The organism is Polycladidibacter hongkongensis, assembly GCF_001561995.1.
GTDB lineage: Bacteria > Pseudomonadota > Alphaproteobacteria > Rhizobiales > Stappiaceae > Pseudovibrio > Pseudovibrio hongkongensis.
The window spans coordinates 48,249-73,922 of sequence record NZ_LLWC01000008.1; the positions used below are offsets into that span (position 1 = coordinate 48,249).

Here is a 25,674-nt window from a genome sequence, read left to right on the forward strand (position 1 = left end):
GAAGCTGCATGGCTGGCAATAAGGCGCAAATGGGCAAGCAAGTCTCGCCAACCCAACCGCTAAAACAAGCGGTCAGCGGAGCTGTGCGCGCCATTGCGGCCGATGCAGAACTGGACGTCACCTTCTCGCAGGATCGGCCCGGCCTTGTTGGCCAACGCGTGCGCCTGCCAGAAATCACCCGCAGGGCCCGCAGCAAAGACATCGCCATCGCCCGCGGTGTTGGCGATTCCATGGCCCTGCGCCTTGCCTGCCATGATGCCAAAGTGCACGCGCGCCATATTCCACAAGGTGAAAACGCGAAGGCCATCTACGAGGCGCTGGAGCAGGCTCGCTGCGATGCAGTAGGCTCAAACCGCATGGAGGGAGCTGGCAATAACATTGATGCCATGCTCGCCGCCAAATATGCACGCGAAGAATACGCCACGGCAACATCGCGCAGTGAGGCCCCACTTCATGATGCCGTCGCCTTGATGCTGCGCCAACGCCTTACCGGCCGCGCTATCCCCAAAGAGGCAACGCACCTTGTAGATCTCTGGCGCCCATGGGTTGAAGACAAAGCAGGCACCGAGCTGGACCGCCTTGTTGTGCGCATGGAAGACCAAGCAGAATTTGCCGCACAAATCCGCAACCTGCTCTCTTCGCTGGATATGAGTGACGAGCTTGGTGATGATCCGCAGGATAATGAAGAAGACGGCGATGATGCGGATAATGATGGCGCACGCAACGATCTAGCTGCCGATCAGCAAGATGGAGAGGGTGAGCAAGAGGGCGCAGAAGATGAAATGCAGCGCCCCGGCGAAGAGCAGCAACAAGGCGAAACCGAAGGCGCAGATAGCGATTACGAACAAATGTCCGAAGAGGACATGTCTGACAGCACCCAAGAGGCTGGAGAAACAGAGCGTCGCGAACTGCCCTTTACAAACCAGCCAAGCCCTGATGCCTACCGCGCCTACACCACCCAATTTGATGAGATGATCGCAGCAGAAGAGCTATGCGACGCAGAAGAGCTGGACCGGTTGCGCGGCTTTCTTGACAAACAGCTGTCTGGCCTCTCCGGGGCAGTTTCTCGCCTTGCCAACCGCCTGCAGCGCAAGTTGATGGCGCAGCAAAACCGGTCTTGGGAATTCGACCTTGATGAAGGCATGCTGGACACAGCAAGGCTGTATCGTGTTGTCACAGATCCGCTGCAACCTCTTGCCTTTAAATGGGAAAATGACACGCAGTTTCGCGATACAGTCGTCACCCTGCTGCTCGACAATTCCGGCTCCATGCGTGGTCGCCCGATTACGGTTGCCGCCACCTGCGCAGACATTCTGGCACGCACACTGGAACGCTGCGGCGTTAAGGTTGAAATCCTCGGCTTCACCACTAAAGCATGGAAAGGTGGGCAATCCCGCGAGCATTGGCTGAATGATGGCAAACCTGCAAATCCCGGACGCCTAAACGACCTACGCCATGTTATCTACAAATCTGCGGACATGCCGTGGCGCCGAGCCAAGCGCAACCTTGGCCTGATGATGCGCGAAGGCCTCCTGAAAGAAAACATCGATGGCGAAGCTTTGGATTGGGCCCACAAACGCCTATTGGCACGCCCGGAGCAACGCCGCATCTTGATGATGATATCAGATGGCGCGCCAGTGGATGACTGCACCTTGTCGGTAAACCCCGGCAACTACCTCGAAAAACATTTGCGCAGCATCATCGAGGAGATTGAGACCCGCTCTCCTGTTGAGCTTATCGCCATCGGCATTGGCCACGATGTGACCCGCTATTACAAGCGCGCTGTCACTATCGTGGATGCCGAAGAGCTTGCAGGCGCAATGACCGACCAGCTCGCAGATCTGTTTGATGAGGTCCCTCAGGAACAGGCCCGTAAGAGACGCGCCTAACCAATGCGCGTCCGCCTTCTTTCCGCAGTGCTTGGGCTATCCTTGCTTGCCTCAGCAAGTCATGGCCCGGCATTGGCGAATTCTACAAAAAGTGCTGATAGCGACATCGTTACCCGCGTCAAGCCCAAACTCAAGCCGCGTCAGCGCCACCGAAACATCACAGTACAAACCACTTCTATCAGCAGTCTACGCTATGGCAAGCCAGACCAAACTCGCTTTGGCAAAGCGGTTTTTGTTGGCGGCCTAGTGCTCTCTTCGCCAGACCGCTGGTGGGGCGGTTTCTCTGGCGTGGAAATAAGTCCAGACGGAAAACACCTCTACGCCATATCTGATCGCAGCTATTGGCTCCAAGCCGATCTCGCTCAAAGCCCCTCAGGAGCCCCTCTGGCGCTTACGAATGCGCGCATGGGGGAATTACCATCTTCGCAGCAAATACCTCTCAAAGGCAGTGCGCAAGACGATACAGAAGCCTTGCGCATCGATTGGCGGAGGGGAGCCCTAGCTGTGGGCTATGAGAAACAAGGTGGAGCCCTCCTTTACAAGGCCCCCGAGACCAACGGCAGCTTGGATCTTTCTAAGCTGCAACTCTTGGAAATCTTAGAACTCGACAAGCAATCGCCGCCCCTGCGTGCCAACAAAAGTATAGAAGCTCTCGCACGCATTCCGGCCTCTTTGCCCTATTCTGGCCGATATCTGGCGATCGCCGAACGCGCCGCCAGCAACAAATATCAAGATGATCGCCCCGCTTTCCTGCTTGGCATCAGTCATCGCAGTATTGGCAAAACACCAATTGGCCATATTAAAGCACAAGACGGCCTTGATATAACCGACGCCGTATTTGCCACTGACGGCACGCTTTACATTCTTGAACGGCGTTTTAGCATTGCCGGTGGGCTTGATATCCGCGTTCGGCGCATAAGAAAAAGCGAGATTAGACAAGCTTTTACAAAAGACGCAAATGGGCCTAACTTGCTGGGAGGCGATGAGGTCTTCAAACTCGGCTTTGCCCACAATATTGACAATATGGAAGCTATCGCACTGCATATCGCAGAAAACGGGGAAACGTATCTCACCTTGCTTTCCGACGATAACTACAATTTTCTGCAGCGCACGGTTTTGCTTCGGTTCCGCCTCGATCAGTAAAAAGCAAAAATAAAAAACGGCACCTGCTTACGCGGATGCCGTTTTGATAATTTTTGCATTCGCCATCACTGCGGCGTCAGCCTTAACCGTTTTGCGGTTGCGGCATCGCTCCCAACAATGCAAGCAGCAACCGGTAGGGCGCCAGCATTGCCGCGGCAACCAGCAGCTTCACCGAAAAGTCACCCAGTGCCCATGAAACCCAGCGAGGAACCTCAACCGAGAACACGCCCAACAACGGCGCAGCCTCAACCGCGAATGCATCAAAACCACCCATAAAGGCCAGTTGCGCAGAGAACGCGATAAAGAAGAAAATCACCGTATCCAAAACTGAGCTAACTGTTGAAGATACTGCAGGCGCTTTCCACCAAGTCAGGTTGCGCAGCTTGTTAAACACGAACACGTCCAGTAGCTGAGCGCTTAGGAAAGCCGCACCAGAAGCAATAGCAATGCGCGGTGTCGCCAGCCAGATAGACAGCGCCACAGCGACAGCAAATCCGGCAAACACAACTTTACGTGCTGCTTTTGGGCCATACTGACGGTTGGTCAGATCAGTTACCAAAAACGCGATCGGGTAGGTGAAGGCACCCCAAGTCAACAGGTCGGCAAGGTTTATACCGGCCAACATGCCATGCACAGGGTACTGCACCAAGAAATTCGACGCGACCACAACCGCAGTCATCGCAAGGATGCCATAGGCCAGTGGACGCGTCGTTGATTCGCTTGCCATCATGTAAGCGCCAAAATCTTAAGCAGCTGCCTGACGGCGCTTGATTTCGGTTTTCAGAAGGCGGGCTTTTGGAGACAGATCAGCTTCTGCTGCTTTCAGCAAAAATGCGTCCAGACCGCCGCGGTGCTCAACAGAGCGCAGCGCGTGTGCAGAAATACGCAGCTTGTAAGTCTCGCCAAGCGTATCGCTCAACAGGGAAACGTTACACAAGTTAGGCAAGAAGCGACGACGGCTCTTGTTGTTAGCGTGTGAAACGTTGTTGCCGGTCATTACGTCTTTACCGGTGAGTTCGCAACGGCGTGCCATTAGGGTCACCCTTTTGTTCTATTTCCGCGCTCTTTTTAAGCAAAGAGGCATGATTTGGTTGAACCGGAAAGCTACGGCGGCGCGCATCATCTGCGCCAAAGCCACCAACCGGCCTATAAAGAAAAGTCGGCCTGCTATAAATAGCGCAGCCGATTTCGTCAAGAGTTTGCTGCGGATTTGATGGCCAAATTTATTTTTTCAACTCTACGGCGAGTTTTTTGCGTGTTCTTAACCTGCCCGTTACCTTATGCGCCCTAGGCTTTCCACTCATTCTAAACAGGCCTTGAACTGAAGGCTTCGCATTTAATTCGATAACAAGCAAGAAACGCAGCCTTGGAGGTAACTCGACGTGCTTTCACAAACAAGAATAAAGCTGCATAGAGTTGTTGTATCTGCGGTCGCCGCATCCGGCCTGCTACTTTTCTCCAGCCTTTCCACAATAGCCTCTGGAAAAACTGAACGCCTTGGCGGAATCTACGACATTTCCATCGCCGGTATCACAGTCGGTCGCGGGTCTGTCTCGCTGATTGTTCAAGGGAATGCCTATTCTGCGAAAGTCGGCATGGAGCCAGCTGGCATTGGCACCTTGTTTTCCACCGGCACTGGCGGTGCAGAAGCCACTGGCTGGCTCTCCGGCAAACGCATTCTGCCAGCACGCTACACAATGGCTTCAAAAGCGGCCAGCCGGAATTTCTATGTGAATTTGGGTCAAGGCTCTGGCCATATTCGTACGGCGCATGTCACCCCGCAGTTCAAGCCCTCAAAGACACGCGTAAAGATTCGCTCAGACCACCGCAAAAATGCCATGGACCCACTTAGCGCTGCACTGGTTCCGCTGCCCAAAGGGGCCAGCACTCTGGGCAAAGAAGCTTGCAACCGCACGCTGCCGATTTTCGATGGCTGGACGCGTTTCGATATCAAGCTCAGCTTCAAGGGACAGCGTGATGTAAGCGGTAAAGGCTACAATGGCCCCGTTGTTGTCTGTTCCGCACGCTGGGTCCCCGTTGCGGGCCACCGGCCAGAGCGAAAAGCTGTAAAAATGCTGGCAAATGCAGAAGGCATTGAGGCATGGCTCGCTCCAGTGGGCGATTCAGGAGTGCTCATCCCCTACCGCATGACAATGCCAACGGCGACGGGAACCCTCGTGCTGCAGGCGCAAAAGCTCGACATGCCAAAGGGGCGCTTCACCGCTTCTAGATAGCCTAACAACACCCATGGAAAAGCGCAGCGTCGCCTGCGCTTTCCCTATGCGTCAATTTGACAAGCCCCAGCTTTCTTTGCAAAACCTCTCAAGGAAACCGCAAAACCGCACCGGCAAGGTGCTCCATGACTTGACACAGCGGGCCACCATCGCCACTTTCCCTGCAACATAAGTGGTGCAGGTCGCCATGGGCGGCAGATTTCTGCCACATGCAACGAGTGATTATAAATAATGCGCAGCTATCTAGAATTTGAAAAACCTGTCGCGGACCTTGAAGGTAAAGTGCAGGAGCTCAAAATCCTCGCAGAAGGCGGCGAAGCCGTAGATGTAGAGGACGAAATCTCCCGCCTTCAAGAAAAGGCAGATCAAGCTCTCACCGATATTTATGAGCGCCTCAGCCCTTGGCAGAAAACTCTGGTAGCCCGTCACCCGGATCGCCCGCACGCACTGGACTATATCGGTGGCCTGATCACCGATTTCACCCCGCTGGCAGGCGATCGCAAATTTTCCGAGGACAATGCTTTAATCGCCGGGTTCGGTCGCTTTCGTGGCCAGTCTGTTGCGGTCCTTGGTCAGGAAAAAGGCAACGATACAGAATCGCGCTTGAAACGCAATTTCGGCATGGCGCGCCCAGAAGGCTACCGCAAAGCAGTCCGCATTATGGAGCTTGCTGATCGGTTTGACATTCCAGTTCTTTCTTTTGTCGACACCGCTGGCGCTTACCCCGGTATTGGCGCAGAAGAGCGCGGCCAGGCAGAGGCGATTGCCCGCTCCACATCTGCTTGCCTTGATCTACAGGTGCCAAACGTTTCTGTTGTGATCGGCGAAGGCGGCTCTGGCGGTGCCATTGCAATCGCCACAACAAACCACGTGGCAATGCTCGAGCATTCGATCTATTCGGTGATTTCTCCGGAAGCTGGGGCATCCATCCTGTGGCGTGACAGCACGCGCGCCCAAGATGCAGCCACCAACATGAAAATCACAGCTCAAGACCTCCAAGAACTCGGTGTAATCGACGAGATTGTCTCCGAACCAATCGGCGGCGCACACCGCGCAAAAGAAATCGTCGTAGACCGTGCTGGCCAATCCGTTGAGGCTGCGCTTAAAACCTATGGCGCTATGACCCGCGAAGATGTACGCAAGCATCGCAAAGAAAAGTTTTTGCGCATCGGTCGTCAACTGCCCTAGCAGAATCCTGTGCAGATTAACCAATCAAGGCACCTGAATTTCATTCAGGTGCCTTTTTTCGTGCACATTTCTCATGCCTTACCAGTAATGCAAAGATAAAACTTGGCTACAAATTGCAGCTTAGTTCAATTAGATTATATTGAACTTTATAGCGAATTTGCTAGCACCACTGGCCTGCATTTACGGAAGGCGGCTCGTGGACATGGAATTATGGTAGGTACCATGCAGGCTCCCCGTTTCCTGTCGGCGTTTATGCGCTGGCCGCTCTTGAAGCTTATGGCCATATTGGCCGCTCTCACCTTCATGGTATCCTGCCAGTCAGGCTTTGAAGGCTTGGATAAAGCAGACCGCCCTGTCTCCTCTGCGCTCAAGCGCAGAATGGAGAAGCTGGATATGGCAGCGAATGCTCCGATTTTCATTCGCATTTTTAAAGAGGAATCCGAGCTGGAAATCTGGAAAAAGACCAGATCCGGTAAATACGCCAAGCTTGAAACCTACGAGATCTGCAAGTGGTCTGGCAAGCTAGGCCCGAAGTTCAAAGAAGGAGATCGGCAAGCCCCCGAAGGTTTTTACGAAGTTACCCCGGGGCGCATGAACCCGAACTCTTCATACTATCTTTCGTTTAACCTCGGATTTCCTAACAAGTATGACCGTGCCCATGGCCGGACAGGGTCACACTTGATGGTGCACGGCGCCTGCTCGTCCAGAGGCTGCTATGCCATGACAGACGAGCAAATCGCTGACATCTACGCCCTTGGCCGTGATGCCTTTTTTGGCGGACAAAGAAAGTTTCAAGTGCAGGCCTTCCCCTTTCACATGACAGCGCAAAACATGGCCCGCCACCGCCACAACAAGCACTACAAATTCTGGCAGATGCTTAAAGAAGGCTCCGATCATTTCGAGATCACCAAGACCCCGCCCAAAGTGGAGGTTTGTGAAGGGCGTTATGTATTCAATGCAAAACCAGCTGGTTCACGCATCAAATTTGACGCGAACGGCAAATGCCCTGCCTACACAACACCCGATTATCTGAGCAAGGGGCTTTCAAAACGGCAAGCAAAAGACAAACTCGCCATAGCAGATCACATTGAAAAAGCACGCCGCAAGGCAGAGCGCGATGCCGCAATTGCCCGCCTCTTTGGATCAGAAGACAAGCTGGAAACGCCACTTCCGACAAACACAAAAGCTCAAGAAAAAGTTCAGGCGAAGCCGTCATCACAGCAGACGCAAGTGGAGTTGACACGAGGCGGCTCAATGGCAAACGCCCCCACAACAAAGCCACAGGAGGACAGCCAACCAAAGCAGCCAAACCTGCTGGAAAACTCCGCTGACGCCGCAATCGGCTTCTTCAACTCAATTTTCGCAAGACGCGAGCAGCCGCAGGACGCGACCCCGGTGGTGCTTGAAGCGCCAAAACAAGCGAAAGTTCAAGTTGCAAAAACCTTGCAGCTTCCCGGCGCGAACGCTCCGCGACCACAAAGAAAGCCTTAAGAGACTAAGCCCGAACGGGAGCTTCAATAATTCTGCGCTCATTTACCAGCGCAAATGGTTTCAACAACACATCTTGATGCTCACTATAGAGCAGCTCCTGTGCTTCCATTTTCACGCTACGCGCCAACAGCTCAAATGTCGAGGCAGTCGCCTTTTTCAAGGCACTTTCATCGCTCGCCCCTTCTAACAAGCGCGCAACAAACAGCGAAGCCAGCAAGTCTCCAGTTCCATGTGGTGGATTGTTAACTTCCGCATGTTCGATAGCAAAGCAGCCATCAGCACCAACAAACAGATTGCCAATGCAGTTACGCCGCATTGCAAGAGCCGAACTGACAATCGTCCGCTCCACACCAAGCCCCCGCGCTGCCGCGATCGCCCCTTGCTCACTATCTGTTGCCATTCCGCTGAGCCATGCCAGCTCAAACCTGTTGGGTGTGGTTACATCCGCCAAGGGCAGGAGATTTTCCCGGATACTTGTCGCAACGTCCTGCGGCACATATAGCCCTCCACGATCACCTATCACCGGATCACATAGGTAAAGTGCCTTCGGGTTCACCTGCTTCACAGCGCGCACCACATGCGCCAATTCCTGCGTTTGCTCCGCGCTGCCCATATAACCGGTGATCACAGCGTCGATCTCGCCAAGCCATCCACTGTTGGCTATCTCATCGGCAATATGTGCAAAACTCTGCGGCGCAGCTGTAATTCGCGTACCAGCGCCTCTGCCCGGATGCCAAGGCAGCAAGATCGTCGGTAAAAACCACACCGGATAGCCAAACCGCTCCAGCGCGAATACGCTCACACGCCCACCAACACTCCCCCGCACGACCTGAGAAGTAATCACCAAAACTGAGCCTTTTTTCTTTGGCTCGTTTTGCTGTGGCACACTTAGTTTTTTGCTGAAACGCTCTAGGGACATGGATGGCTCTTTATTATTGCAAACTACCGGAGCTACGCACCGTTGCCGTATCTATTCTCGATGTAGTCTAGCACCATCTTTTTAAAATCCTCAGCAATTCCTGCGCCGCGCAATGTTTTTACCTTCTGCCCGTCAACGAACACTGGCGCAGCAGGGGTTTCTCCCGTGCCCGGCAGGGAAATGCCAATATCAGCATGCTTGGATTCACCAGGTCCATTCACTATGCACCCCATTACCGCCACATTGAGCTCTTCAACACCAGGATATTGCTCGCGCCAAACAGGCATAGACGTACGAATATGATCCTGAATATCCTGTGCCAATTCCTGAAACACGGTTGAAGTTGTGCGCCCACAACCCGGACAAGCGGCAACAATCGGCACAAAACTGCGAAAGCCCATGGTTTGCAGCAGTTCCTGCGAAACTTGCACTTCGCGTGTGCGGTCCCCACCCGGCTCCGGCGTCAATGAAATGCGGATCGTATCGCCAATGCCTTGTTGCAGCAGCAAGCCCATAGAGGCTGAAGAGGCAACGATGCCTTTTGTCCCCATGCCAGCCTCTGTCAAACCAAGATGGAGGGCATAATCGCAGCGCTGCGCAAGATCAACATAGACCGAAATCAAATCCTGCACCTGCGAGACCTTGGCCGAGAGGATAATCTTATCCTTTCCCATGCCAAGCTCTTCAGCCCGCTTCCCGGAAAGCAAACCAGATTGGCAAATCGCCTCGCGCATCACTTGCTGCGCAGTCAACGGCGAGCCTTCATCCTGGTTTTTATCCATCAAATGCGTAAGCAGTTCTTGATCTAGAGACCCCCAATTCACCCCGATCCGCACGGGCTTGTCATAGTTCAGCGCCGTTTCGATAATCTGCGAAAATTGGGCATCTTTCTTCGCCTTAAATCCGACGTTACCCGGGTTAATACGGTACTTATCAAGTGCTTCGGCGCAGGCAGGGTGATCTGCCAGCAGCTTATGGCCAATATAGTGAAAATCACCAATCAGCGGCACATTTACGCCAATCCGCGCCAAACGCTCTTTTATCCGCGGCACCGCCGCTGCCGCCTCGTCTTTGTCTACGGTAATCCGCACCAGCTCCGAGCCGGCCCGCGCCAAAGCCGAGACCTGCGCCACTGTGCTATCCACATCAGCGGTGTCAGTATTGGTCATCGATTGAACCACAACCGGAGCCGTACCGCCAACGACGACACCGCCCACATTAACTGCAACCGACTGGCGGCGCGGCAAAGGCTCACTAAGAAACATCTGGTGATTTTCTGGCATATTGATCTCGTTGACCCGGCTCATTCTTTGTTAGCTGCAGCAAGTGGCCCATTAGGCACATCCTGTCAATATCTATGGGCATCTACGGCGATTTAAAGACTTAAACGGCACAAAGAAAACTCTTTTACCTGAGCAACTAGCACCTCTCTACCTGTATAGACCCTGACCGGCAGCCCATGAATTTCTCGGGGTTACCTGCGCGCAATAGACATCTTAAACAGGTTGTGTTGGTTCTAGTTCGCGGTACTCTATCAGCTTATACAAATATTTATTGAGGCAACAGTGAAACCACTTCTGGGAAAAAACGCAATCGTCACCGGCTCCACCTCTGGCATCGGTCTTGCCTATGCCAAAGCCCTTGCAGAAAATGGCGCTAACATTGTCATTAATGGCTTTGGCCCTATGGAGGAAATCGAGGCAACCCGCCTCGCTATAAAAGAGCAGCATGATGTGGAGTGTCTGTACTCGCCCGCTGACATGTCAAAGCCCGATCAGATCAAAGATATGGTCGCGCAAACAATTGGTGAGTTCGGTTCGCTAGAGATCCTCATCAACAATGCTGGCATTCAACACGTAGACCCAGTAGAGGATTTCCCGCCAGAAAAGTGGGACGCTATTATCGCCATCAACTTGAGTTCGGCCTTCCATACCATTCGCCATGCAGTACCGCATATGAAAGACTCTGGCTGGGGACGCATTATTAACACTGCCTCGGCTCATGCTTTGGTCGCCTCGCCATTTAAATCTGCCTATGTCGCCGCCAAACACGGCATCGCGGGCCTCACCAAAACAGTCGCGCTCGAACTGGCCCAGCACAACATAACCGCAAATGCAATTTGCCCGGGTTATGTATGGACACCGCTGGTAGAACAACAAATTCCAGACACGATGAAAGCGCGTGGTCTGACAGAGGAGCAAGTGAAGAAGGACGTACTCCTCGCCGCACAGCCGACCAAAGAATTTGTAACAGTGGAACAAGTCGCAGCGCTTGCCATGTACCTGTGCTCCGATGCCGCCAGCGCAATCACCGGCAGTATTCTGCCCGTTGACGGGGGCTGGACGGCTCAATAACCGAGATAAACAAGCGGAAGAAGTGAGATGCACTCAAGACCGGCAGGCAAAAAGAAACAGCTCAATCTCGCTCTTCAAGGCGGCGGAGCCCATGGCGCGTTTACATGGGGCGTATTGGATTATTTGCTAGAGCACGACAGCATCGAGATCGGTCAGATCTCCGGCACCAGCGCTGGTGCGATGAATGCAGTTGCACTGGCGGATGGTTTGGTTGAAGGCGGCCCGGAAAAAGCGCGGGAGACTTTGGCGCGCTTTTGGCGAGGCGTAAGCAAAAGCAGTAGTGTCAATCCGTTTCAGCGCAGTCAGCTAGATGTCTGGATGGGCAACTGGTCGCTTGAGCACTCTCCTGCCTATACCGCGTGGGATCTCGCCTCTCGCGTCTGGTCTCCTTATCAGCTCAATCCACTTGGCTATAATCCATTACGGGAACTGGTAGCTGAGCTTATCGATTTTGATAGAGTGGCCTGCTGCTCCAAACTTGCACTGCATATCGCCGCTACCAATGTGCGCTCGGGCAAGATTAAAATTTTTACCGGAGAAGAGGTAACTCTTGATGCCACTATGGCATCCTGCTGTTTACCCTATGTTTTTCAAGCTGTCGAAATCGGTGATGAGGCTTACTGGGACGGTGGTTACATGGGAAACCCGCCTCTTTTCCCGCTCTTTCACAGCGGTGGGATCACCGATATCCTGCTGGTACAGATCAACCCTGTCGCACGCGATGAAGTCCCGCGCACAGCCTCGGAGATTTCTGAGCGTCTGAACGAAATAACGTTCAACTCCACCCTCTTGCGTGAACTTCGCGCCATAGACTTCGTCTCCCGCCTGCTAGATGACGGCATTCTGGATCGAAAAAATTACACCCGCGTGCATATGCATCGCATCGAAGCCACATCGAAGCTAATCACTTTCGGAGCGTCATCCAAGCTCAATCCGCAGTGGGAGTTTTTAGAGCAATTGTTTGAGATTGGCCGGGATGCCGCCCAAGACTGGGTCGCACGCCATCTTCAACACATCGGCGATGTTAGTACATTAGATCTTGCGGCAGAGTTTCAATAGGTCTTGCTCTCCATTCTTACACTGCCCTAAAACAACCACTCGCAAATCGGGTGGCTTAAAGCCAGCATGCCTTCTAGCCTTTTTACACAAAGGAGAGACAGGATGGCTTACAAAATATCTGGCCTCAAAGCTGAACAATTCGCATACCTAGACAGTTTAACAGATGGGCAGCGCGCCCAGCACGGCGTACACATTTACACAGCTGACGAGAAGCCGGGTTACCCATGCCGCGTTTCCCTTGCCGACGCCGAGGTTGGTGAGCGATTATTTCTGCTGAACTACGCCTATCAGCCAAATGACACACCCTATAAGGCTTCACATGCTATTTTTGTTCGAGAAAACGCCGTAGAGGCTAAGCCGTATATCGATAGTGTCCCCGTGTCGCTTTCCTCCCGCCTTTTGTCACTGCGCGCCTTTGATAGCGATCATATGATGATCCTTGCAGACATAGCTGAAGGGGACGAAATCGAGAAAACCCTGATCGCTTTCTGCAACGAGCCGGAAGTTAGTTACGTGCAGTTGCACTATGCGCGACGTGGCTGCTTCGCGGCGGTCGCATATCCCTATGATACCCCGAACTAAGCAACAAGGGCCTCACAGCACCGCTGTGAGGCCCTTGTAAGAGCAAATTTCCCAGAACTATCTGCTTAGTCAAACAAATCGAAAGACATGCGATAGGTTGCACCCACGCCGATCGTCCACTGATCATCATTTTGGCTGATAGGGCTATCGGCCGCATCGCCGATCAAACGATCATAGCCACCTTGCAAGTGCAAAGAGACCGTTTCGGTCGCAGCGTAGCTCGTGCGCACGATTGCCCCTACACTTTTAATGCCACCATCAGCTTCAAAGACGCCAGCATCAGCTGTGCTCGGCGTGCTAAAGTAGGTGTCCATATAGCTGTCACTGGCATAGTCAATGCGCGGGCCAATTGAAAATGTGATCCGCTCAAATGGCTTGGTAATCACATCCACCCCGGCACGGCCAACCCAGCCGGTATGGCCATTGAAGCCATGGCGCAAATCACCAAACACCCGGAACATGCCATAGCGATACCCTGCACCTAGGCCAATCTCGCCTGCCCAAGGAATTTTTTTGGTTCCCTTAAGCCTATCGCTATCGCTCTCGTCTCGCCCACCTACAAAACCAAAGGATGGGTAGATAAAGAAGCCACGCTCTTTTGCACCATCTTCTACCTGCCCAAGCATTGGAATATAAAAACGCCCAATTCCAATCAACGGTACCGGATAGAAAATATACTCATCGGAACCATCGTACTTTGTGTTCATAAAACCGCCGATACCCACATCAAGAACATACTGCTTCTGCATCTGTTCGTCATTGAGATCGGCAGTCAAAAAATCGTCGTCAGCTTGAGCGCTGAATGGGAGTGCAGCCAATACGCCGGCCAAACAAACTCCCGAGAATTTCTTCCAAAAATAGGTCATGGGGTACCTTAAGTGGGTTGCCGCATACAGCGGAAATGGAATCGAATTCACGTGCCCAAATCTACCTAGGGCCTCTTTTTAACGCGACCACGCCGTTTTTTTAAACCATCAATATCAACAGTATCCACAGTCATTTAAGCCCACAAAACTAGTTAAAACAAATTAACTTCCCAACGAATATTTAATTTTCAAAAAAATCGAAAGAAAAATGATAGCTCAGGCCAGTAGATATTGAAAATACATCATTCCCTTTAGTGATCGGCGATCTGGCTGCATCACCAACATACCTATCCCACCCTGCCTGAACATGGAGCCGTGTTTTCTTGGTCAAACCATAGCTCACCGTTGTGAACAGGCCCGCGCTCACAACACCGGCTCCTGCATCAAATTCAGGCAAAGGGCCTGATGCCGCCTCCTGTTCACCCACGGAGAAGTAGGTATCCATATAGCTGTTATCAGCGAGGTTCAGCCGTGGCCCAAATCGAAGCGCAAGCCCCTCATTAAACCAGTACGTATAATCAACGCCAAGTCGGCCAACCCAGCCAGTGTGGCCAAAGAACCCTCGCCTTGCCTGCACAAATGCATTGACCTCATCAAGCGAATAACCAACACCAAGTCCCAACTCTGCCGCCCAGTCGACAGTTTTTGTTCCTTGCAAGCGTGGGATATCTGTCGGCTTTCGTGCACTAACTGCGCTAACACTAGGAAAGATATAAAGCCCCTCACTACGATCTTCGCGCAATTGGCCAAAGCCCGGAACATAGTATCGGCCCACAGGCGCAATTAAATAGGGGGTAACGCTGTAGCGGTTTGCCCCCGGGTAAGCAGGCTTAACCGAAAGACCAAGGCCCAAATCCACGACAAACTGCTTATTATAGTCATCACCCTTTAGGGGTTGACCGATAGAGAAGTCATCTGCATACGCACAAATAACAGAGGCGAACAGTAGCCCCATAGTAAACGAGAAGCGCAATTTTAGCGGCAAAACCGGACCCAATCAGTACACGAAGCAAACGAGACGTACTAACAGGATAGCTGCAACTTGCCTCAAAAAACAACTCAAACTTTCCCTACCGGCATATCCTGATACACATACTCGCCAAACCAAAAGAAACTACCCCATGTTCCTCAGTATCTTTGATATCTTTAAGATCGGCATAGGCCCTTCATCCTCCCACACAGTTGGCCCCATGTGCGCTGCCGCCGAGTTTTTAAACGAACTGCGCAGCGGCGCGCGCAAATGGCCCGGTTCCGGCGCACCTGCCCATCTAAAATGCACCTTTTACGGTTCATTGGCATGGACAGGTAAGGGCCATGCTACGGATCGCGCTGCTATCCTTGGCCTTGCAGGCTGCCTTCCGCAAACGTTGGATCCCAATGAAGTTGAAGCCATTGAAGCAAAGGTCGAAAAAGACAAGCAAATTACCGCGCAAGGCCTCCCGCCCCTCGCCTTCGATCCGGAACACGATGTCGTATTTGATTTCGGCGCACCGCTGCCTCTTCACGCCAATGGCATGATTCTAGAAGCCTTCGACGACACAGGCCAACTGCATCTACAGCAAACCTACTACTCGGTTGGCGGCGGTTTTGTGCTCACCGCCGAAGAGCTGGAGGCGCGCAAAAACGGCAAGCTTCCGGTGCAAGTCACATCTGTCAAAACGCCGAACAAGCCTTATCCATTCGCTTCTGCCGCTCAGATGCTGGAAATGGGCGCGATCTCAGGCAAGTCTATCGCGCAAATGAAGCGTGAAAATGAGCTTGTTTTGATGGCGGCCAATGAATTCGACGAAAAGCTCTGGCGCGTTTGGGAAGTCATGAACGCTTGCATCAATCGCGGTCTAGAGCGCACCGGTACACTGCCTGGTGGCCTAAATGTGCAGCGACGGGCAGCAGACATAAAAAGACAGCTTGACGAGGAGCGTGGCAACAATATGTCCATGCCGCATGTGGGCAACGACTGGCTCTCTGTATACGCAATGGCCGTCAATGAGGAAAACGCTGCTGGCGGTCAAGTGGTAACCGCGCCCACCAACGGCGCGGCTGGCGTTATCCCGGCAACCATTCGCTACTACAAAGATCAGTGTCCCGGCAGCAATGATGAAGGCGTACGCACCTTCTTGCTCACCGCTGCGGCCATAGGTGGGCTTATTAAAACCAACGCCTCAATCTCCGGCGCTGAAGTGGGCTGCCAAGGCGAGGTTGGCTCCGCCGCATCCATGGCAGCCGCGGGCCTATGCGCCGCGCTCGGTGGCAGCAATGAGCAAATCGAGAACGCCGCCGAAATTGCGCTCGAGCACCACCTTGGAATGACCTGTGATCCAGCGAAAGGCTTGGTACAAGTCCCTTGTATCGAGCGCAATGGCCTTGGAGCGATCAAAGCGGTTTCCGCTGCTTCGCTTGCGCTGCGCGGCGATGGTTCCCACTTCATGCCGCTGGACAACTGCATCGAGGCAATGCGTCAGACCGGCGAAGAAATGAACGAGAAATACAAGGAAACCAGCCTCGGCGGCCTCGCTGTTAACTTGCCGGAGTGTTGATTATTCCAAAACAAGCGGCGCTAAGGTTTGGTACCACTAAGCATTTCCCTCTTGGTCCCATAGCCTTTGCGCCGCTCAACAACAAAGCCCACCCCTTGCAAATTCCGTCGCACCCACCCGGCAGCTGTATAGGTGGCAAAGCTGCCGCCATGCCCCGTGAGCGCGAACACTCTGCCCAGCAAGCTCTCTCCCCATAATTCGGGGTTGTTCGCGGGATTAAACCCATCCAGATACCAAGCATCCACACTGCAATCTTCCAGCGGGTTGCTCTCCCCTACTTGCATGAGTTCGTTTGCATCACCGACACCCAACACCAGCTCGGCACCGCCAACATTCAGAGTATTCCAACCTGCTTGCGGGTTCCACGTGTGCAGCATCTCCTCCATAAGAGACGCAAGCTGCGGCCATGGTGCCAGCGCCTTGCGGATCTGCTCTGCGCTCATTGGATAAAGCTCAAAAGAGACAAAGCGCAGCCTTGCCCGCTTTTCCTCAGGAACCTCATGCAGCATTTGCACTGTACGCAGAAAATTCAGCCCTGTACCGAAACCTAGCTCGGCAATGGTCAGTTCCCCACCAAGCGCAAAGCGCGCAGGCAAGTTGTTTCCATCCAGAAAGACATAGCTGGTCTCGTCTAATCCCCCGGCCTTGGAATAGTACGTATCCCCAAAGTGCGACGAAAACGGTACATCCGCGTCTATCCATTCCAATTTTGGCTGCTCTGTCATATCTATGCCCGTACCTTACGCCCCAACATGGGCAACTGCACCTGCTGGCTTATAGCCAAAACCTATCGAGGATCAAATGACTGCCTATGATATTGCCGTTATTGGCGGCGGAGTTTTCGGTTTGCAAGTTGCGCGCGTTTGCGCCGAACATGGCATGAAAACAGTCCTGCTAGAGCAAAACACAATCGCCTCCGGTGCAAGCAACGGCCTTGTTGGCGCCCTTATGCCCCACGTACCCAGCCAGTGGAATGAAAAAAAACAGTTCCAGTTTGAAGCACTCCTTGAGCTTTCCCGACTTGCAGAAGAGCTGCAGGAGGCCACAGGCCAAAGCCTAGGCTATGCACGTACAGGGCGGCTCATGCCGATCTACAGCGAAGATAAACTCTCCTATGCCCGCATGCGCGAAGAGGAAAGCGCCCTACGCTGGCGCACCGAGCAAACCGGCTTCTCCTTCAGAGTTCTAGACGCAAGCCCCAATGGCAACTGGCTCACGCCCGCCGCTGCTCCGCTTGGCTTTATCTTCGATAACTTCGCCGCCCGCGCCAACCCGCGGGCCTATTGTGCCGCCCTTCACACATACCTTAAAAGTCGCGTCACCATTTTGGAAAACACCGGCTTTGCAAGCTTTGACGAAGCGACAAGCCAGATAAAAACAACCAGTGGAGACATCATCTGCGCCGAAAAGCTTGTCTATAGCGCAGGTTATCAAGGCTTTGATCTGATAGAGCGCGCAACCGGAGAAAAAATCGGAAAAGGGGTTAAGGGACAGTCCCTCTCGCTTGCCTACAGCACAGACAAGCCTCTACCAGTTATCTATGACGACGGAATTTATGTCATAGCCCATGAAAACGGCACTGTCGCCCTCGGCTCCACCTCCGAAAACGAGTGGACGCATACTCTGCCCGAAGAAGAGGCGCTGGCAAAAATCCTCTCCCGCGCCATCGCCTTCTGCCCGGAATTGAAAGAGGCAGAAATCATCGATAGATGGGCCGGCATTCGCCCCAAATGCTTAAAACGTGATCCTGTCGTGGGGCGCCTGCCCCATAAAGAAAACACCTTTGTCGCCACCGGTGGTTTCAAAATCTCCTACGGCATCGCCCACCGCATTGCAGCTGCACTACTACAAGAGATAGACCCCTCATTGCCAAAAATCATTGATTTACCGGCAAGCTTTACCTGCGCGCACCACTTTAAATCAGCAGACTAAGCGAGTTTTGCCTGCCCTGCCCTTGCGAAGCTACCCCGTGACAGCTACATGAGGGGAAGAGGCAACACCGCCGCAGCATAGTCAACCGCTCAAAATTGGAGAAAACCCGCCCATGCGCGCTGTTTTGGACATCATCATGATTGCGCTGAACCTATATTACTGGGTCATCATTGCCAGCGCGATTTTCTCTTGGCTCTACGCTTTCAACGTAGTCAATCCGGGCAATCAGGTGGTGGCTACCATTGGCCGCGCGCTTTACAGCCTTACCGAGCCGCTTCTGCGCCCTATCCGGCGTTACATGCCGAACATTGGCGGGCTTGATCTGTCGCCAATCGTGCTGCTGCTTGGTGTCATTTTTGTGCAAATCGTAATTTCGCGCTACGCTTACCCGCTTATGCCCTTCTAAGGCACATACTCAGCTAGCTAAACGGAGAAAGGCAGCCATGAAGCTGCCTTTTGCTTTTTAAGAGCCGCGCAAGACTCACTCAGCCAGTTGCCGAGCTTCTTCCACCAACATCACCGGGATCCCGCCACGCACCGGATAAGCAAGCTTTGCGGCGCGAGATACCAGCTCTTGTGCCGCCGCATCGTATTCCAGCGTGGTTTTTGTAAGCGGGCAGACCAACAGCTCTAGCAGCTTCCGGTCCAACTCGTGTGTTTGCTCGGTTTTCATCGCTACAAATCCTTTCAGACCCAGCCTTACTGCAAAGTCGCTGAAGGCCCTGCAGCGTCACGCGCCAACTCCACCTCAGCCAGAGCAATCAGCGTATCAGCACGGGTTTTCAAATCTTCAGCTTCCAACAATGCCTGCTTTTCCATGGCATCATAAGGGCTCATTAAAGAAAGTGCATTCACCAGCGTTTCAGTAGTGGCGTCGTTAACACCTTCCCAATCAACTTCCAGATCATTCGCACTAAGATATGTCCGCAATGTCTTTAGCAAGTGCTCGCGATCAACGGCATCTTCCCCAACTCCGGGCACCAGATCACTGGCAAATCGCGACACATCAACAGCAGCCCGGCGAAACGGCGCTCGCTCCTCCAGCTCACCCTTGACATCAAAACGGCAAACACCACTCAGCGTAAGCAAATACCGACCATCGCCGCTTTCCTGAAACGCTGTAATTCTTCCAAGACATCCGACTTTGCACAGCGGCGGACGTCCCGCCAAATCCAGATCAGGAATAGTGAAATCCGGCTGCACCAGCCCAATCACGCGATCCGTGCGCAGCGCTGCATCTATCATGGCGATATAACGCGGCTCAAAAATGTTCAGTGGCATATGCGCCCGAGGCAACAACAGCGCCCGAGGCAAGGGAAAAACCGGTACAACACCGGGCACGTCCTCAATGTTGTTATAGGTCGCGTTACCTACTTTGTTCATAAGCTTTTGCTCCAGTGCCGGTCATCCGGCCATTCCATGCTGCACCCTAGGCAAAAAGTAGGGCAGAGAGTTTTCGTCGGCCATAGACAGACGCAGCGTCTTTAAAGCCCCATGCTTCAAAGAACTGCAGCAACTGCTTCTTGCAGGCTTCATCATTCCAAGCCCGATCTGCGCGGATGCTTGCAACCAATACATCCACCGCCTCTTGCTTATCTCCGCGAGCATTGAGCCCCACAGCAAGATCAAGCTGGGCTTGATGATCGCCCGGGTCTGCCGCAACTTTGGCTCGCAACTCCGCCAAATCGTCAAGCTCTTCCGCCTGTCCGGCAAGATCAATCGCAGCTTTGGCCGCAGCATAATGCTCGGTGTTTTGTTTATCAGCAGGCACAGCATCAAGCGTTTGCTTAGCCGCCTCAATCTCACCTGCTGCGACGTAGCACATCACCAGACCACAAATCGCCTGATCATTATCTGGCTCAATACCCAGCAAACTTGCATAAATCTGCACGGCCTCGGCGTAGTTGCCCGCCTCTCGCTGCTCAAGCGCGGCGGAAAGCAGCTGCTCGGTATCGCTTGGGCCCACTTTCACGCCCAAGCGCTCGATAAAGGCTTTGATCTGGCTCTCAGGCTGCGCGCCCATAAAGCCGTCTACCGGCTGCCCGTTCTTAAATGCAACCACTGCCGGGATCGATTGAACACCCATCTGCCCGGCGATTTCCGGATAGTCTTCAATGTTCATCTTAACCAGTTTCACAGCGCCTTTAGCAGCCTTAACCGCGCCTTCCAGCACCGGGGTAATCTGCTTACACGGCTGGCACCAAGGCGCCCAAAAATCAACGAGAACCGGCTGATTGCGCGACGCCTCGATCACATCTTGCATAAACGTTTGCGTGGTCGTGTCCTTGATCAGGTCATCCGCCACCCCTGCTGTTGGTGCGGCGCTGCCCTGCTGGCCATAGGCTTCACCCATGCCGCCCCCAAAAGAACCGCCAAAACTACCCCCGACTGAGTACCCTGATCCGCTCATCTGACAACCTTTCAGTTCATCTCTTGTGGCCGGTGGCAATAAGATGCCCGGCAAAACCTTTGATAATTAGAAGCTAACATGGCGGCCCGCTTTGCAAAAAACAATGCAGCGCCCCGATAATTTGTCGGCAAAAACGCTCTTCTACAGAGGTTTATGCATCTTGCGCTGTACTTGGCTCGTCCGCCTGCGCTTCTTGTGCTTGGCGCGACAATGGCAACACCTTGAGGTTATGGCCGCAAGCCTCAACAAATCTGAGTAACCCCTCACGAGGTATCGACACTGTCTCGTTGTTCAAAAGCGGGTGACAGTTGAGCGTTTCATGCTGCATCATCGACCAGTCAAAGATCGGCTGTACGTGCTGCGCCTCGCGGTCGTTAATCAGCGCCAGTGGCGTGACCGATCCAGGCGTAACACCCAACGCATCCTCCAACTGCTCGGCACGGCAAAAAGAAACCCGCCCTTGCGCGCCAATCGCTTTTGAGGCTGACTTCAGATCAATGTCCGCTTCGTGCAGCGCAACAATCAAAAACTTGTTTCCCTTTTTGTCTTTCACAAAAAGGTTTTTGACATGCCCGCCAGGAATAAGGTCATAAAGCGCCTCGCTCTCACCAACAGAAAACACTGGTTCGTGAGAATAACACGTCGTCGGCACACTTAGCTCATTCAAAAAGGCTAGCAACTCCTCACGGGTGACACTTTCCACGCTGCACAACTCTCCAATAGGCTCTTGATTAAATAAAACTTATCTGGCGAAGCAGATAGGCTTCTCATGGCAGAGAGTTATCACCAATTCCGCAAAATAAGAAGGCAAGCCAGTTAAAGCCAAGAGATTCTGCAGAATCCAGCCAATTCCCTCTGGATATCAGAGAAGAAATCCACAGTGTCTACAAACCTTTGCGCAAAAAAACGAAATTGCCTGTTGCAATCCCCCCGCGCTTTTGCCATATAGCTCCCACCTCACCGGCGGGGCACACAAGCCAAGCCGACAACATCAAGCGGGCGTAGCTCAGGGGTAGAGCATAACCTTGCCAAGGTTAGGGTCGGGCGTTCGAATCGCCTCGCCCGCTCCATTCTTTTCATAGAATGGCAGATGTTGAAAATTTTGGATATGCGGGCGTAGCTCAGGGGTAGAGCATAACCTTGCCAAGGTTAGGGTCGGGCGTTCGAATCGCCTCGCCCGCTCCAAAATTCTAAATTCTCCAAAGCTCAAAAATATAAGATCTAAGCTAATTGGCTTCGGATTTACCCACCGCCATGTTGAGAGAGTGGCTAACAGACCTGCCACACTGTGCTATATGGCTGGCAACTGCCTTGGATTCGCTGAGGCAGGCTTCACAGGTTTTCGGATCACGCGGACTCTCTTAGCTTGGCCAACTCAAACGCTTTATGCCCCTGCGGTTCAACCATTCCCTATGCCAAATGCTGTGCGCCATTGCATGAAGGCGTTACACACGCCGCCAGTGCCGAGCAGCTCATGCGGTCTCGCTACAGCTCAGCAGCTATGAAAAACGCCGGCTATATGCGCGATACTCTTTGGCCGCGTGAGCAAAAGTCGTTGAATTTTGCCGAATTGCAGACATGGCTGGAGGAAACCCTTTGGACAGGATTGGAAGTGTTAGACGCTAGCCCCTGCCCACCCGAAGCCACCAAAGCGACCGTGGAATTTAAAGCCAAATACCTAAGCAGCGGCAAACTCGGAGTACACCACGAACTCAGCCTCTTTCGTAAAAAACAGGCACGCTGGTTCTACGTAAAACCCCTCCCACTTTAAAAAACACCATTTAACCGCTTGAAGCTCTAGCCACTAGAGGATGTAGGGTTGATTCCAACAAGAAGGGATCACCAATGGCTTGTAAATCCGACAGCGCCTGCTGCAACACGGCACCAAACCCTGAGCTTTCGTCAGAGCAAAAGACAAAATCCTCTTGCTGCAACGCCCCCCCGAAAACACAAGCAGCCGCAACACAAAAAAACGTGCATCAGGGCAAGCTTCAGTTTCGTGTAGAGGGGCTATGCTGCGCGGAGGAGGTTTCCATTCTGCGCCGCGTTGTTGGCCCACTTGTTGGCGGCGAGCAGCATCTGGCATTTGATCTTCTGAACACTCGCATGATCGTTAGAGACAGCGCACCAAGCGCGCCTGCCGATGGCATCATCAAAGCGATCAGAAAAACCGGCATGAAAGCGGCGCTCTACCAAAAAGCAGAAAGCGACAACGCGCGCTTGCGCCAACACACAGCACTAAGAAACTGGACCGCGACCAGCGGAGCATTCCTTGTACTCGCCATAATATGCTCTGCAATGCCCCAGTTAGTAGCGCCCTCCCTTACCAAGTGGCTTTACGTCGCCGCTATTGCCTCAGGCGTTCGTTTCGTAGCTCCCAAGGCTTTTTACGCCGCCAAAACCATGCGGCCAGACATGAACCTGCTCATGGCGATCGCCATTGCGGGCGCACTTGGCATCGGCGAGTTTTTTGAAGGCGCAACCGTCGCTTTTCTCTTTTCGCTCAGCCTCATACTGGAAAGCTGGAGTGTGGGAAGAGCGCGTAAAGCCGTTGAAAAACTCATGGATCTCAGCCCGCCAACACTGCGAAAACGCGAAACGGATGGCAGCGAAAGCACTATTCCCGTTAACAAAGCTGAGCTTGGCACAGTGTTTGTCGTCGCTGCTGGAGAGCGCGTCGCCCTTGATGGGCAAGTGATCAGCGGCATCTCTAGTGTCGACCAAGCGCCCATAACCGGCGAGAGCACACCGACGCTAAAGGAAAAGGGCAGCGAAGTTTTCGCAGGTACCATTAACGGAGAGGCAGACTTGGTTATCAAAGCCACAAAAACCGTTCAGAACACGGTTCTGGCACGCATAACCGCCATGGTCAGCGAAGCTCAGGGGCGCCGTGCCAACGCTGAGCAATGGGTGGAGAAGTTTGCCAAGATCTACACCCCCGCAGTGATGCTGCTCGCACTGGCCGTAGCATTAGTTCCCCCGCTCGCCTTTGCCATGAACTGGGAAGACTGGTTCTATCGCGCACTGGTTCTGTTGGTCATCGCCTGTCCGTGTGCGTTGGTAATCTCCACTCCGGTTAGCATCGTGGCCGGGCTTACTTCTGCTGCCAGAAACGGCATCCTCATAAAAGGTGGCATCTATCTGGAGCTGCCAGCAAAACTCAAGGCGATGGCTCTGGATAAAACCGGCACCATCACCAGTGGCAAGCCGCGGGTCACTCACATTATTCCAATTGCCGCACAAGATGAAGATGACCTGCTCACCTATGCCGCCGCATTAGAAGCGCGCAGCGCTCACCCCCTCGCAGCGCCAATACTGGCAGCCGCAAAAATGCGTGGCCTTGAAGCAACGCCTGCTGAAAACATCGAACTGGTCGCTGGCCGCGGCCAAGTCGGCAGAATCGGCGGCGAAAACGCATGGCTTGGCTCCCCCCGTTACCTATTGGAGCGAGGTGCCTCAACAGCCTGCCTAGCCGCGCAAATCACAAAGCTTGAAGAAGATGGCGCAACAGTCGTTTGCATTGGCAAAGAGCAGCAGGTACTCGGCCTTATCGCCCTGCAAGACACGCCAAGAGAAAACGCAGAAGCAACGATACGCGAACTTCACCAGCTGGGCCTTGAAAAGCTGGTAATGCTAACCGGAGACAATGCTGCGGCGGCACACAAGATCGCAACATCCGTTGGCATTGACGCTGTGCATGCGAACCTGTTGCCTCAGGACAAACTGGCCCTCATTGATAAGCTATCTGAAAGTCACGCGGTTACCGCCATGATCGGCGATGGGGTCAACGATGCTCCTGCCATGGCGCGCGCAGATTTTGGCATTGCCATGGGCGCGATTGGCTCTGACGCAGCTATCGAAACCGCCGATATCGCGCTCATGAATGACGACTTCAACAAATTGCCTTGGCTCATCCGCCATTCTCGCCGCACCATGGGCATCATCCGCCAAAACATCACCTTTGCCTTTGTTGTAAAGGCAACACTTGTTGTCCTGACCGCACTGGGCTTTTCCAGCCTATGGGCAGCCATTCTTGGCGATGTTGGCGCGACGCTGCTTGTCACGGCAAACGCATTGCGACTGCTCTCACCTCAGAACCAGGATAACTAAACGGAAAAGGGGGCGCGCCGCCCCCTTTTACTTTACACCCTGCGCGAAAACGCGCAGCAACTAACTTACATAAGCTGCGATGCTATAGGCGCGCTCGACATTACGGACTCGCACCGCACCCATAATCAAGAACCAATCGATAATCATCCAAATACCAACGCCACCGGCTGTAATGAGCTTCAAAAGACCAACAAGAATTTGCCCATTGTAGAACCTGTCGACCCCAAAAGCCCCAAACAACAGCCCAAGCACCAGCGCCACAACCGGACTGCGCTCTTGATCAAAAAAGTGCATGTCAAAAGCATCGCGGCGCCCTTCGGGCACGCTGTCTCGAATGCTCTTCATTTGCATAAAATATGCTGCTTTATTCATAGTTTTCCCCTGTAACCTGCAGGAGCCGTAACCAGACCTGACAAGTATTACATAGGAACCCAAGCGCGCCACTTAAAGGTGCAGCGTGTGTTTACTTACCCTCTTCGCGAGACTGTACGGAAAGTTTCCAACAGCCCGCCAGTCGGCCAGCAATAACCCAATAAACAAATCCGGCCATAAACCCAGCCGTTGCCGCCACAGACGACCCTGGCCGCACAGGCATATGCTCACCATTAGATGGAATTTCACCGCCCATCCACCAAATAACTAGGGCAATTACGCCGCCAGCACTTACGTGGAAAATCACTCCCCGCCATTCGGAGATTTCAGAAAGGACAATAGCAAAGCTTGCGGGAATTATCGCCAACGATCCAATAATGCTGCTGGAAACCAGCGCCCCAAAATAAATCGCAAAGAACGAAACCAGCCCCTCAGAGCCCCCTTCTGCGCTAAAAAGCCCCCAAATAATAAATATTCCGCAAGCAATCACCGCCGCGCAAAACCCAAACACAATTCGCAAAAACTGCAGAAACAGCTTACCTGCATCAACCATTACTCAATCCTCAATTGCCCGCGAAAAGCAGTGAG

The 25,674-nt window shown here is 53.2% G+C and carries 26 protein-coding genes and 2 tRNA genes; 15 read left to right on the top strand and 13 right to left on the bottom strand.

What is annotated here, in order from left to right:
- The first annotated feature begins 8 nt into the window (after positions 1 to 8).
- On the top strand, positions 9 to 1,889 hold the full coding sequence (cobT, locus tag AYK82_RS01405) for a cobaltochelatase subunit CobT (RefSeq protein WP_068310573.1): 1,881 nt from the start codon (positions 9 to 11) through the stop codon (positions 1,887 to 1,889).
- Between the two features lie 3 nt (positions 1,890 to 1,892).
- Positions 1,893 to 3,032 carry an esterase-like activity of phytase family protein gene (locus AYK82_RS01410; protein WP_068310575.1) on the top strand — a complete coding sequence of 380 codons (1,140 nt, stop codon included), beginning with the start codon at positions 1,893 to 1,895 and terminating at the stop codon, positions 3,030 to 3,032.
- Between the two features lie 82 nt (positions 3,033 to 3,114).
- Here AYK82_RS01410 and AYK82_RS01415 read toward each other — a convergent pair whose 3' ends face one another.
- Both AYK82_RS01415 and rpmB read right to left on the bottom strand, forming a co-directional pair.
- Entirely contained in the window at positions 3,115 to 3,762 is a 648-nt protein-coding gene (locus AYK82_RS01415; RefSeq protein WP_068310577.1) for a queuosine precursor transporter, read from the bottom strand.
- 15 nt (positions 3,763 to 3,777) lie between these two features.
- Positions 3,778 to 4,065, bottom strand: a complete 288-nt coding sequence (gene rpmB, locus AYK82_RS01420; protein ID WP_068310578.1) for a 50S ribosomal protein L28 — start codon at positions 4,063 to 4,065, stop codon at positions 3,778 to 3,780.
- A 349-nt stretch (positions 4,066 to 4,414) separates the two neighbouring features.
- Between rpmB and AYK82_RS01425 the strand changes: the two genes are divergently transcribed.
- From AYK82_RS01425 to AYK82_RS18160, 3 genes are all read left to right on the top strand, one after another.
- Positions 4,415 to 5,266 carry a DUF3108 domain-containing protein gene (locus AYK82_RS01425; protein WP_208976349.1) on the top strand — a complete coding sequence of 284 codons (852 nt, stop codon included), beginning with the start codon at positions 4,415 to 4,417 and terminating at the stop codon, positions 5,264 to 5,266.
- Between the two features lie 231 nt (positions 5,267 to 5,497).
- Positions 5,498 to 6,454 carry an acetyl-CoA carboxylase carboxyltransferase subunit alpha gene (locus tag AYK82_RS01430; RefSeq protein WP_068310580.1) on the top strand — a complete coding sequence of 319 codons (957 nt, stop codon included), beginning with the start codon at positions 5,498 to 5,500 and terminating at the stop codon, positions 6,452 to 6,454.
- Between the two features lie 222 nt (positions 6,455 to 6,676).
- Positions 6,677 to 7,945, top strand: a complete 1,269-nt coding sequence (locus AYK82_RS18160; RefSeq protein ID WP_208976350.1) for a L,D-transpeptidase family protein — start codon at positions 6,677 to 6,679, stop codon at positions 7,943 to 7,945.
- A gap of 4 nt (positions 7,946 to 7,949) precedes the next feature.
- On the opposite strand, the gene pdxY is transcribed toward AYK82_RS18160, so the two are convergent.
- Together pdxY and ispG are read right to left on the bottom strand one after the other, a co-directional pair.
- Positions 7,950 to 8,864 carry a pyridoxal kinase gene (pdxY, locus tag AYK82_RS01440; protein ID WP_068310585.1) on the bottom strand — a complete coding sequence of 305 codons (915 nt, stop codon included), beginning with the start codon at positions 8,862 to 8,864 and terminating at the stop codon, positions 7,950 to 7,952.
- Between the two features lie 32 nt (positions 8,865 to 8,896).
- Positions 8,897 to 10,147 carry a flavodoxin-dependent (E)-4-hydroxy-3-methylbut-2-enyl-diphosphate synthase gene (ispG, locus tag AYK82_RS01445; RefSeq protein ID WP_068311268.1) on the bottom strand — a complete coding sequence of 417 codons (1,251 nt, stop codon included), beginning with the start codon at positions 10,145 to 10,147 and terminating at the stop codon, positions 8,897 to 8,899.
- Positions 10,148 to 10,429: 282 nt separating this feature from the next.
- On the opposite strand from ispG, the gene AYK82_RS01450 reads away from it, so the two are divergent.
- From AYK82_RS01450 to AYK82_RS01460, 3 genes are all read left to right on the top strand, one after another.
- Positions 10,430 to 11,218 carry a 3-hydroxybutyrate dehydrogenase gene (locus AYK82_RS01450; RefSeq protein ID WP_068310587.1) on the top strand — a complete coding sequence of 263 codons (789 nt, stop codon included), beginning with the start codon at positions 10,430 to 10,432 and terminating at the stop codon, positions 11,216 to 11,218.
- A gap of 27 nt (positions 11,219 to 11,245) precedes the next feature.
- Positions 11,246 to 12,277 carry a patatin-like phospholipase family protein gene (locus AYK82_RS01455; protein WP_068310590.1) on the top strand — a complete coding sequence of 344 codons (1,032 nt, stop codon included), beginning with the start codon at positions 11,246 to 11,248 and terminating at the stop codon, positions 12,275 to 12,277.
- A gap of 102 nt (positions 12,278 to 12,379) precedes the next feature.
- Positions 12,380 to 12,859 (top strand): DUF1203 domain-containing protein, encoded by a 480-nt coding sequence (locus AYK82_RS01460; protein ID WP_068310591.1) that lies wholly within the window; start codon positions 12,380 to 12,382, stop codon positions 12,857 to 12,859.
- A 65-nt stretch (positions 12,860 to 12,924) separates the two neighbouring features.
- Here AYK82_RS01460 and AYK82_RS01465 read toward each other — a convergent pair whose 3' ends face one another.
- Together AYK82_RS01465 and AYK82_RS01470 are read right to left on the bottom strand one after the other, a co-directional pair.
- Positions 12,925 to 13,677 carry a MipA/OmpV family protein gene (locus tag AYK82_RS01465; RefSeq protein ID WP_208976351.1) on the bottom strand — a complete coding sequence of 251 codons (753 nt, stop codon included), beginning with the start codon at positions 13,675 to 13,677 and terminating at the stop codon, positions 12,925 to 12,927.
- Between the two features lie 229 nt (positions 13,678 to 13,906).
- Positions 13,907 to 14,710, bottom strand: coding sequence for a MipA/OmpV family protein (locus AYK82_RS01470; protein ID WP_156453231.1), 804 nt, complete (start codon positions 14,708 to 14,710; stop codon positions 13,907 to 13,909).
- A 136-nt stretch (positions 14,711 to 14,846) separates the two neighbouring features.
- Here AYK82_RS01470 and AYK82_RS01475 point away from each other — a divergent pair, with 136 nt between their 5' ends.
- Positions 14,847 to 16,262 carry an L-serine ammonia-lyase gene (locus tag AYK82_RS01475; protein ID WP_068310596.1) on the top strand — a complete coding sequence of 472 codons (1,416 nt, stop codon included), beginning with the start codon at positions 14,847 to 14,849 and terminating at the stop codon, positions 16,260 to 16,262.
- 20 nt (positions 16,263 to 16,282) lie between these two features.
- Here AYK82_RS01475 and mnmC2 read toward each other — a convergent pair whose 3' ends face one another.
- On the bottom strand, positions 16,283 to 16,987 hold the full coding sequence (gene mnmC2, locus AYK82_RS01480) for a tRNA (5-methylaminomethyl-2-thiouridine)(34)-methyltransferase MnmC2 (RefSeq protein WP_068310598.1): 705 nt from the start codon (positions 16,985 to 16,987) through the stop codon (positions 16,283 to 16,285).
- A gap of 76 nt (positions 16,988 to 17,063) precedes the next feature.
- On the opposite strand from mnmC2, the gene AYK82_RS01485 reads away from it, so the two are divergent.
- Both AYK82_RS01485 and AYK82_RS01490 read left to right on the top strand, forming a co-directional pair.
- Positions 17,064 to 18,194 (top strand): NAD(P)/FAD-dependent oxidoreductase, encoded by a 1,131-nt coding sequence (locus tag AYK82_RS01485; protein WP_068310601.1) that lies wholly within the window; start codon positions 17,064 to 17,066, stop codon positions 18,192 to 18,194.
- A 112-nt stretch (positions 18,195 to 18,306) separates the two neighbouring features.
- Positions 18,307 to 18,600, top strand: coding sequence for a YggT family protein (locus AYK82_RS01490; RefSeq protein WP_068310603.1), 294 nt, complete (start codon positions 18,307 to 18,309; stop codon positions 18,598 to 18,600).
- Positions 18,601 to 18,675: 75 nt separating this feature from the next.
- On the opposite strand, the gene AYK82_RS01495 is transcribed toward AYK82_RS01490, so the two are convergent.
- The 4 genes from AYK82_RS01495 to AYK82_RS01510 form a co-directional block, all read right to left on the bottom strand.
- Positions 18,676 to 18,867, bottom strand: a complete 192-nt coding sequence (locus AYK82_RS01495) for a Trm112 family protein (RefSeq protein ID WP_068310605.1) — start codon at positions 18,865 to 18,867, stop codon at positions 18,676 to 18,678.
- 26 nt (positions 18,868 to 18,893) lie between these two features.
- The gene (locus AYK82_RS01500; RefSeq protein ID WP_068310607.1) at positions 18,894 to 19,577 is read right to left on the bottom strand and encodes an LON peptidase substrate-binding domain-containing protein; all 684 of its coding nucleotides are present in this window, start codon (positions 19,575 to 19,577) and stop codon (positions 18,894 to 18,896) included.
- A gap of 46 nt (positions 19,578 to 19,623) precedes the next feature.
- The gene (trxA, locus tag AYK82_RS01505; RefSeq protein WP_068310608.1) at positions 19,624 to 20,604 is read right to left on the bottom strand and encodes a thioredoxin; all 981 of its coding nucleotides are present in this window, start codon (positions 20,602 to 20,604) and stop codon (positions 19,624 to 19,626) included.
- Between the two features lie 151 nt (positions 20,605 to 20,755).
- On the bottom strand, positions 20,756 to 21,307 hold the full coding sequence (locus AYK82_RS01510; protein WP_068310610.1) for a prolyl-tRNA synthetase associated domain-containing protein: 552 nt from the start codon (positions 21,305 to 21,307) through the stop codon (positions 20,756 to 20,758).
- 292 nt (positions 21,308 to 21,599) lie between these two features.
- Between AYK82_RS01510 and AYK82_RS01515 the strand changes: the two genes are divergently transcribed.
- The 4 genes from AYK82_RS01515 (at position 21,600) to AYK82_RS01530 (ending at position 24,714) form a co-directional block, all read left to right on the top strand.
- Positions 21,600 to 21,674 (top strand) — tRNA-Gly (locus AYK82_RS01515).
- A 40-nt stretch (positions 21,675 to 21,714) separates the two neighbouring features.
- Positions 21,715 to 21,789, top strand: a tRNA-Gly gene (locus AYK82_RS01520).
- Positions 21,790 to 21,970: 181 nt separating this feature from the next.
- Entirely contained in the window at positions 21,971 to 22,375 is a 405-nt protein-coding gene (locus tag AYK82_RS01525; RefSeq protein WP_082733670.1) for a YchJ family protein, read from the top strand.
- Between the two features lie 74 nt (positions 22,376 to 22,449).
- Positions 22,450 to 24,714: a heavy metal translocating P-type ATPase gene (locus AYK82_RS01530; protein ID WP_068310613.1), complete on the top strand. Its 2,265-nt coding sequence runs from the start codon at positions 22,450 to 22,452 to the stop codon at positions 24,712 to 24,714.
- A 60-nt stretch (positions 24,715 to 24,774) separates the two neighbouring features.
- Here the strand turns inward: AYK82_RS01530 and AYK82_RS01535 are convergent, their stop codons facing one another.
- Both AYK82_RS01535 and AYK82_RS01540 read right to left on the bottom strand, forming a co-directional pair.
- The gene (locus AYK82_RS01535) at positions 24,775 to 25,086 is read right to left on the bottom strand and encodes a TM2 domain-containing protein (RefSeq protein WP_068310615.1); all 312 of its coding nucleotides are present in this window, start codon (positions 25,084 to 25,086) and stop codon (positions 24,775 to 24,777) included.
- 91 nt (positions 25,087 to 25,177) lie between these two features.
- Positions 25,178 to 25,639 (bottom strand): hypothetical protein, encoded by a 462-nt coding sequence (locus tag AYK82_RS01540; RefSeq protein WP_068310617.1) that lies wholly within the window; start codon positions 25,637 to 25,639, stop codon positions 25,178 to 25,180.
- Between the last annotated feature and the right edge of the window lie 35 nt (positions 25,640 to 25,674).

Excerpts from the sequence above, each read along its gene's own strand:
- cobT (WP_068310573.1), top strand. The coding sequence starts at position 9 with ATGGCTGGCAATAAGGCGCAAATGGGCAAGCAAGTCTCGCCAACCCAA.
- AYK82_RS01410 (WP_068310575.1), top strand. The coding sequence starts at position 1,893 with ATGCGCGTCCGCCTTCTTTCCGCAGTGCTTGGGCTATCCTTGCTTGCC.
- AYK82_RS01415 (WP_068310577.1), bottom strand. The coding sequence starts at position 3,762 with ATGATGGCAAGCGAATCAACGACGCGTCCACTGGCCTATGGCATCCTT.
- rpmB (WP_068310578.1), bottom strand. The coding sequence starts at position 4,065 with ATGGCACGCCGTTGCGAACTCACCGGTAAAGACGTAATGACCGGCAAC.
- AYK82_RS01430 (WP_068310580.1), top strand. The coding sequence starts at position 5,498 with ATGCGCAGCTATCTAGAATTTGAAAAACCTGTCGCGGACCTTGAAGGT.
- AYK82_RS18160 (WP_208976350.1), top strand. The coding sequence starts at position 6,677 with ATGCAGGCTCCCCGTTTCCTGTCGGCGTTTATGCGCTGGCCGCTCTTG.
- pdxY (WP_068310585.1), bottom strand. The coding sequence starts at position 8,864 with ATGTCCCTAGAGCGTTTCAGCAAAAAACTAAGTGTGCCACAGCAAAAC.
- ispG (WP_068311268.1), bottom strand. The coding sequence starts at position 10,147 with ATGCCAGAAAATCACCAGATGTTTCTTAGTGAGCCTTTGCCGCGCCGC.
- AYK82_RS01455 (WP_068310590.1), top strand. The coding sequence starts at position 11,246 with ATGCACTCAAGACCGGCAGGCAAAAAGAAACAGCTCAATCTCGCTCTT.
- AYK82_RS01460 (WP_068310591.1), top strand. The coding sequence starts at position 12,380 with ATGGCTTACAAAATATCTGGCCTCAAAGCTGAACAATTCGCATACCTA.
- AYK82_RS01475 (WP_068310596.1), top strand. The coding sequence starts at position 14,847 with ATGTTCCTCAGTATCTTTGATATCTTTAAGATCGGCATAGGCCCTTCA.
- mnmC2 (WP_068310598.1), bottom strand. The coding sequence starts at position 16,987 with ATGACAGAGCAGCCAAAATTGGAATGGATAGACGCGGATGTACCGTTT.
- AYK82_RS01485 (WP_068310601.1), top strand. The coding sequence starts at position 17,064 with ATGACTGCCTATGATATTGCCGTTATTGGCGGCGGAGTTTTCGGTTTG.
- AYK82_RS01490 (WP_068310603.1), top strand. The coding sequence starts at position 18,307 with ATGCGCGCTGTTTTGGACATCATCATGATTGCGCTGAACCTATATTAC.
- AYK82_RS01495 (WP_068310605.1), bottom strand. The coding sequence starts at position 18,867 with ATGAAAACCGAGCAAACACACGAGTTGGACCGGAAGCTGCTAGAGCTG.
- AYK82_RS01500 (WP_068310607.1), bottom strand. The coding sequence starts at position 19,577 with ATGAACAAAGTAGGTAACGCGACCTATAACAACATTGAGGACGTGCCC.
- trxA (WP_068310608.1), bottom strand. The coding sequence starts at position 20,604 with ATGAGCGGATCAGGGTACTCAGTCGGGGGTAGTTTTGGCGGTTCTTTT.
- AYK82_RS01530 (WP_068310613.1), top strand. The coding sequence starts at position 22,450 with ATGGCTTGTAAATCCGACAGCGCCTGCTGCAACACGGCACCAAACCCT.
- AYK82_RS01535 (WP_068310615.1), bottom strand. The coding sequence starts at position 25,086 with ATGAATAAAGCAGCATATTTTATGCAAATGAAGAGCATTCGAGACAGC.
- AYK82_RS01540 (WP_068310617.1), bottom strand. The coding sequence starts at position 25,639 with ATGGTTGATGCAGGTAAGCTGTTTCTGCAGTTTTTGCGAATTGTGTTT.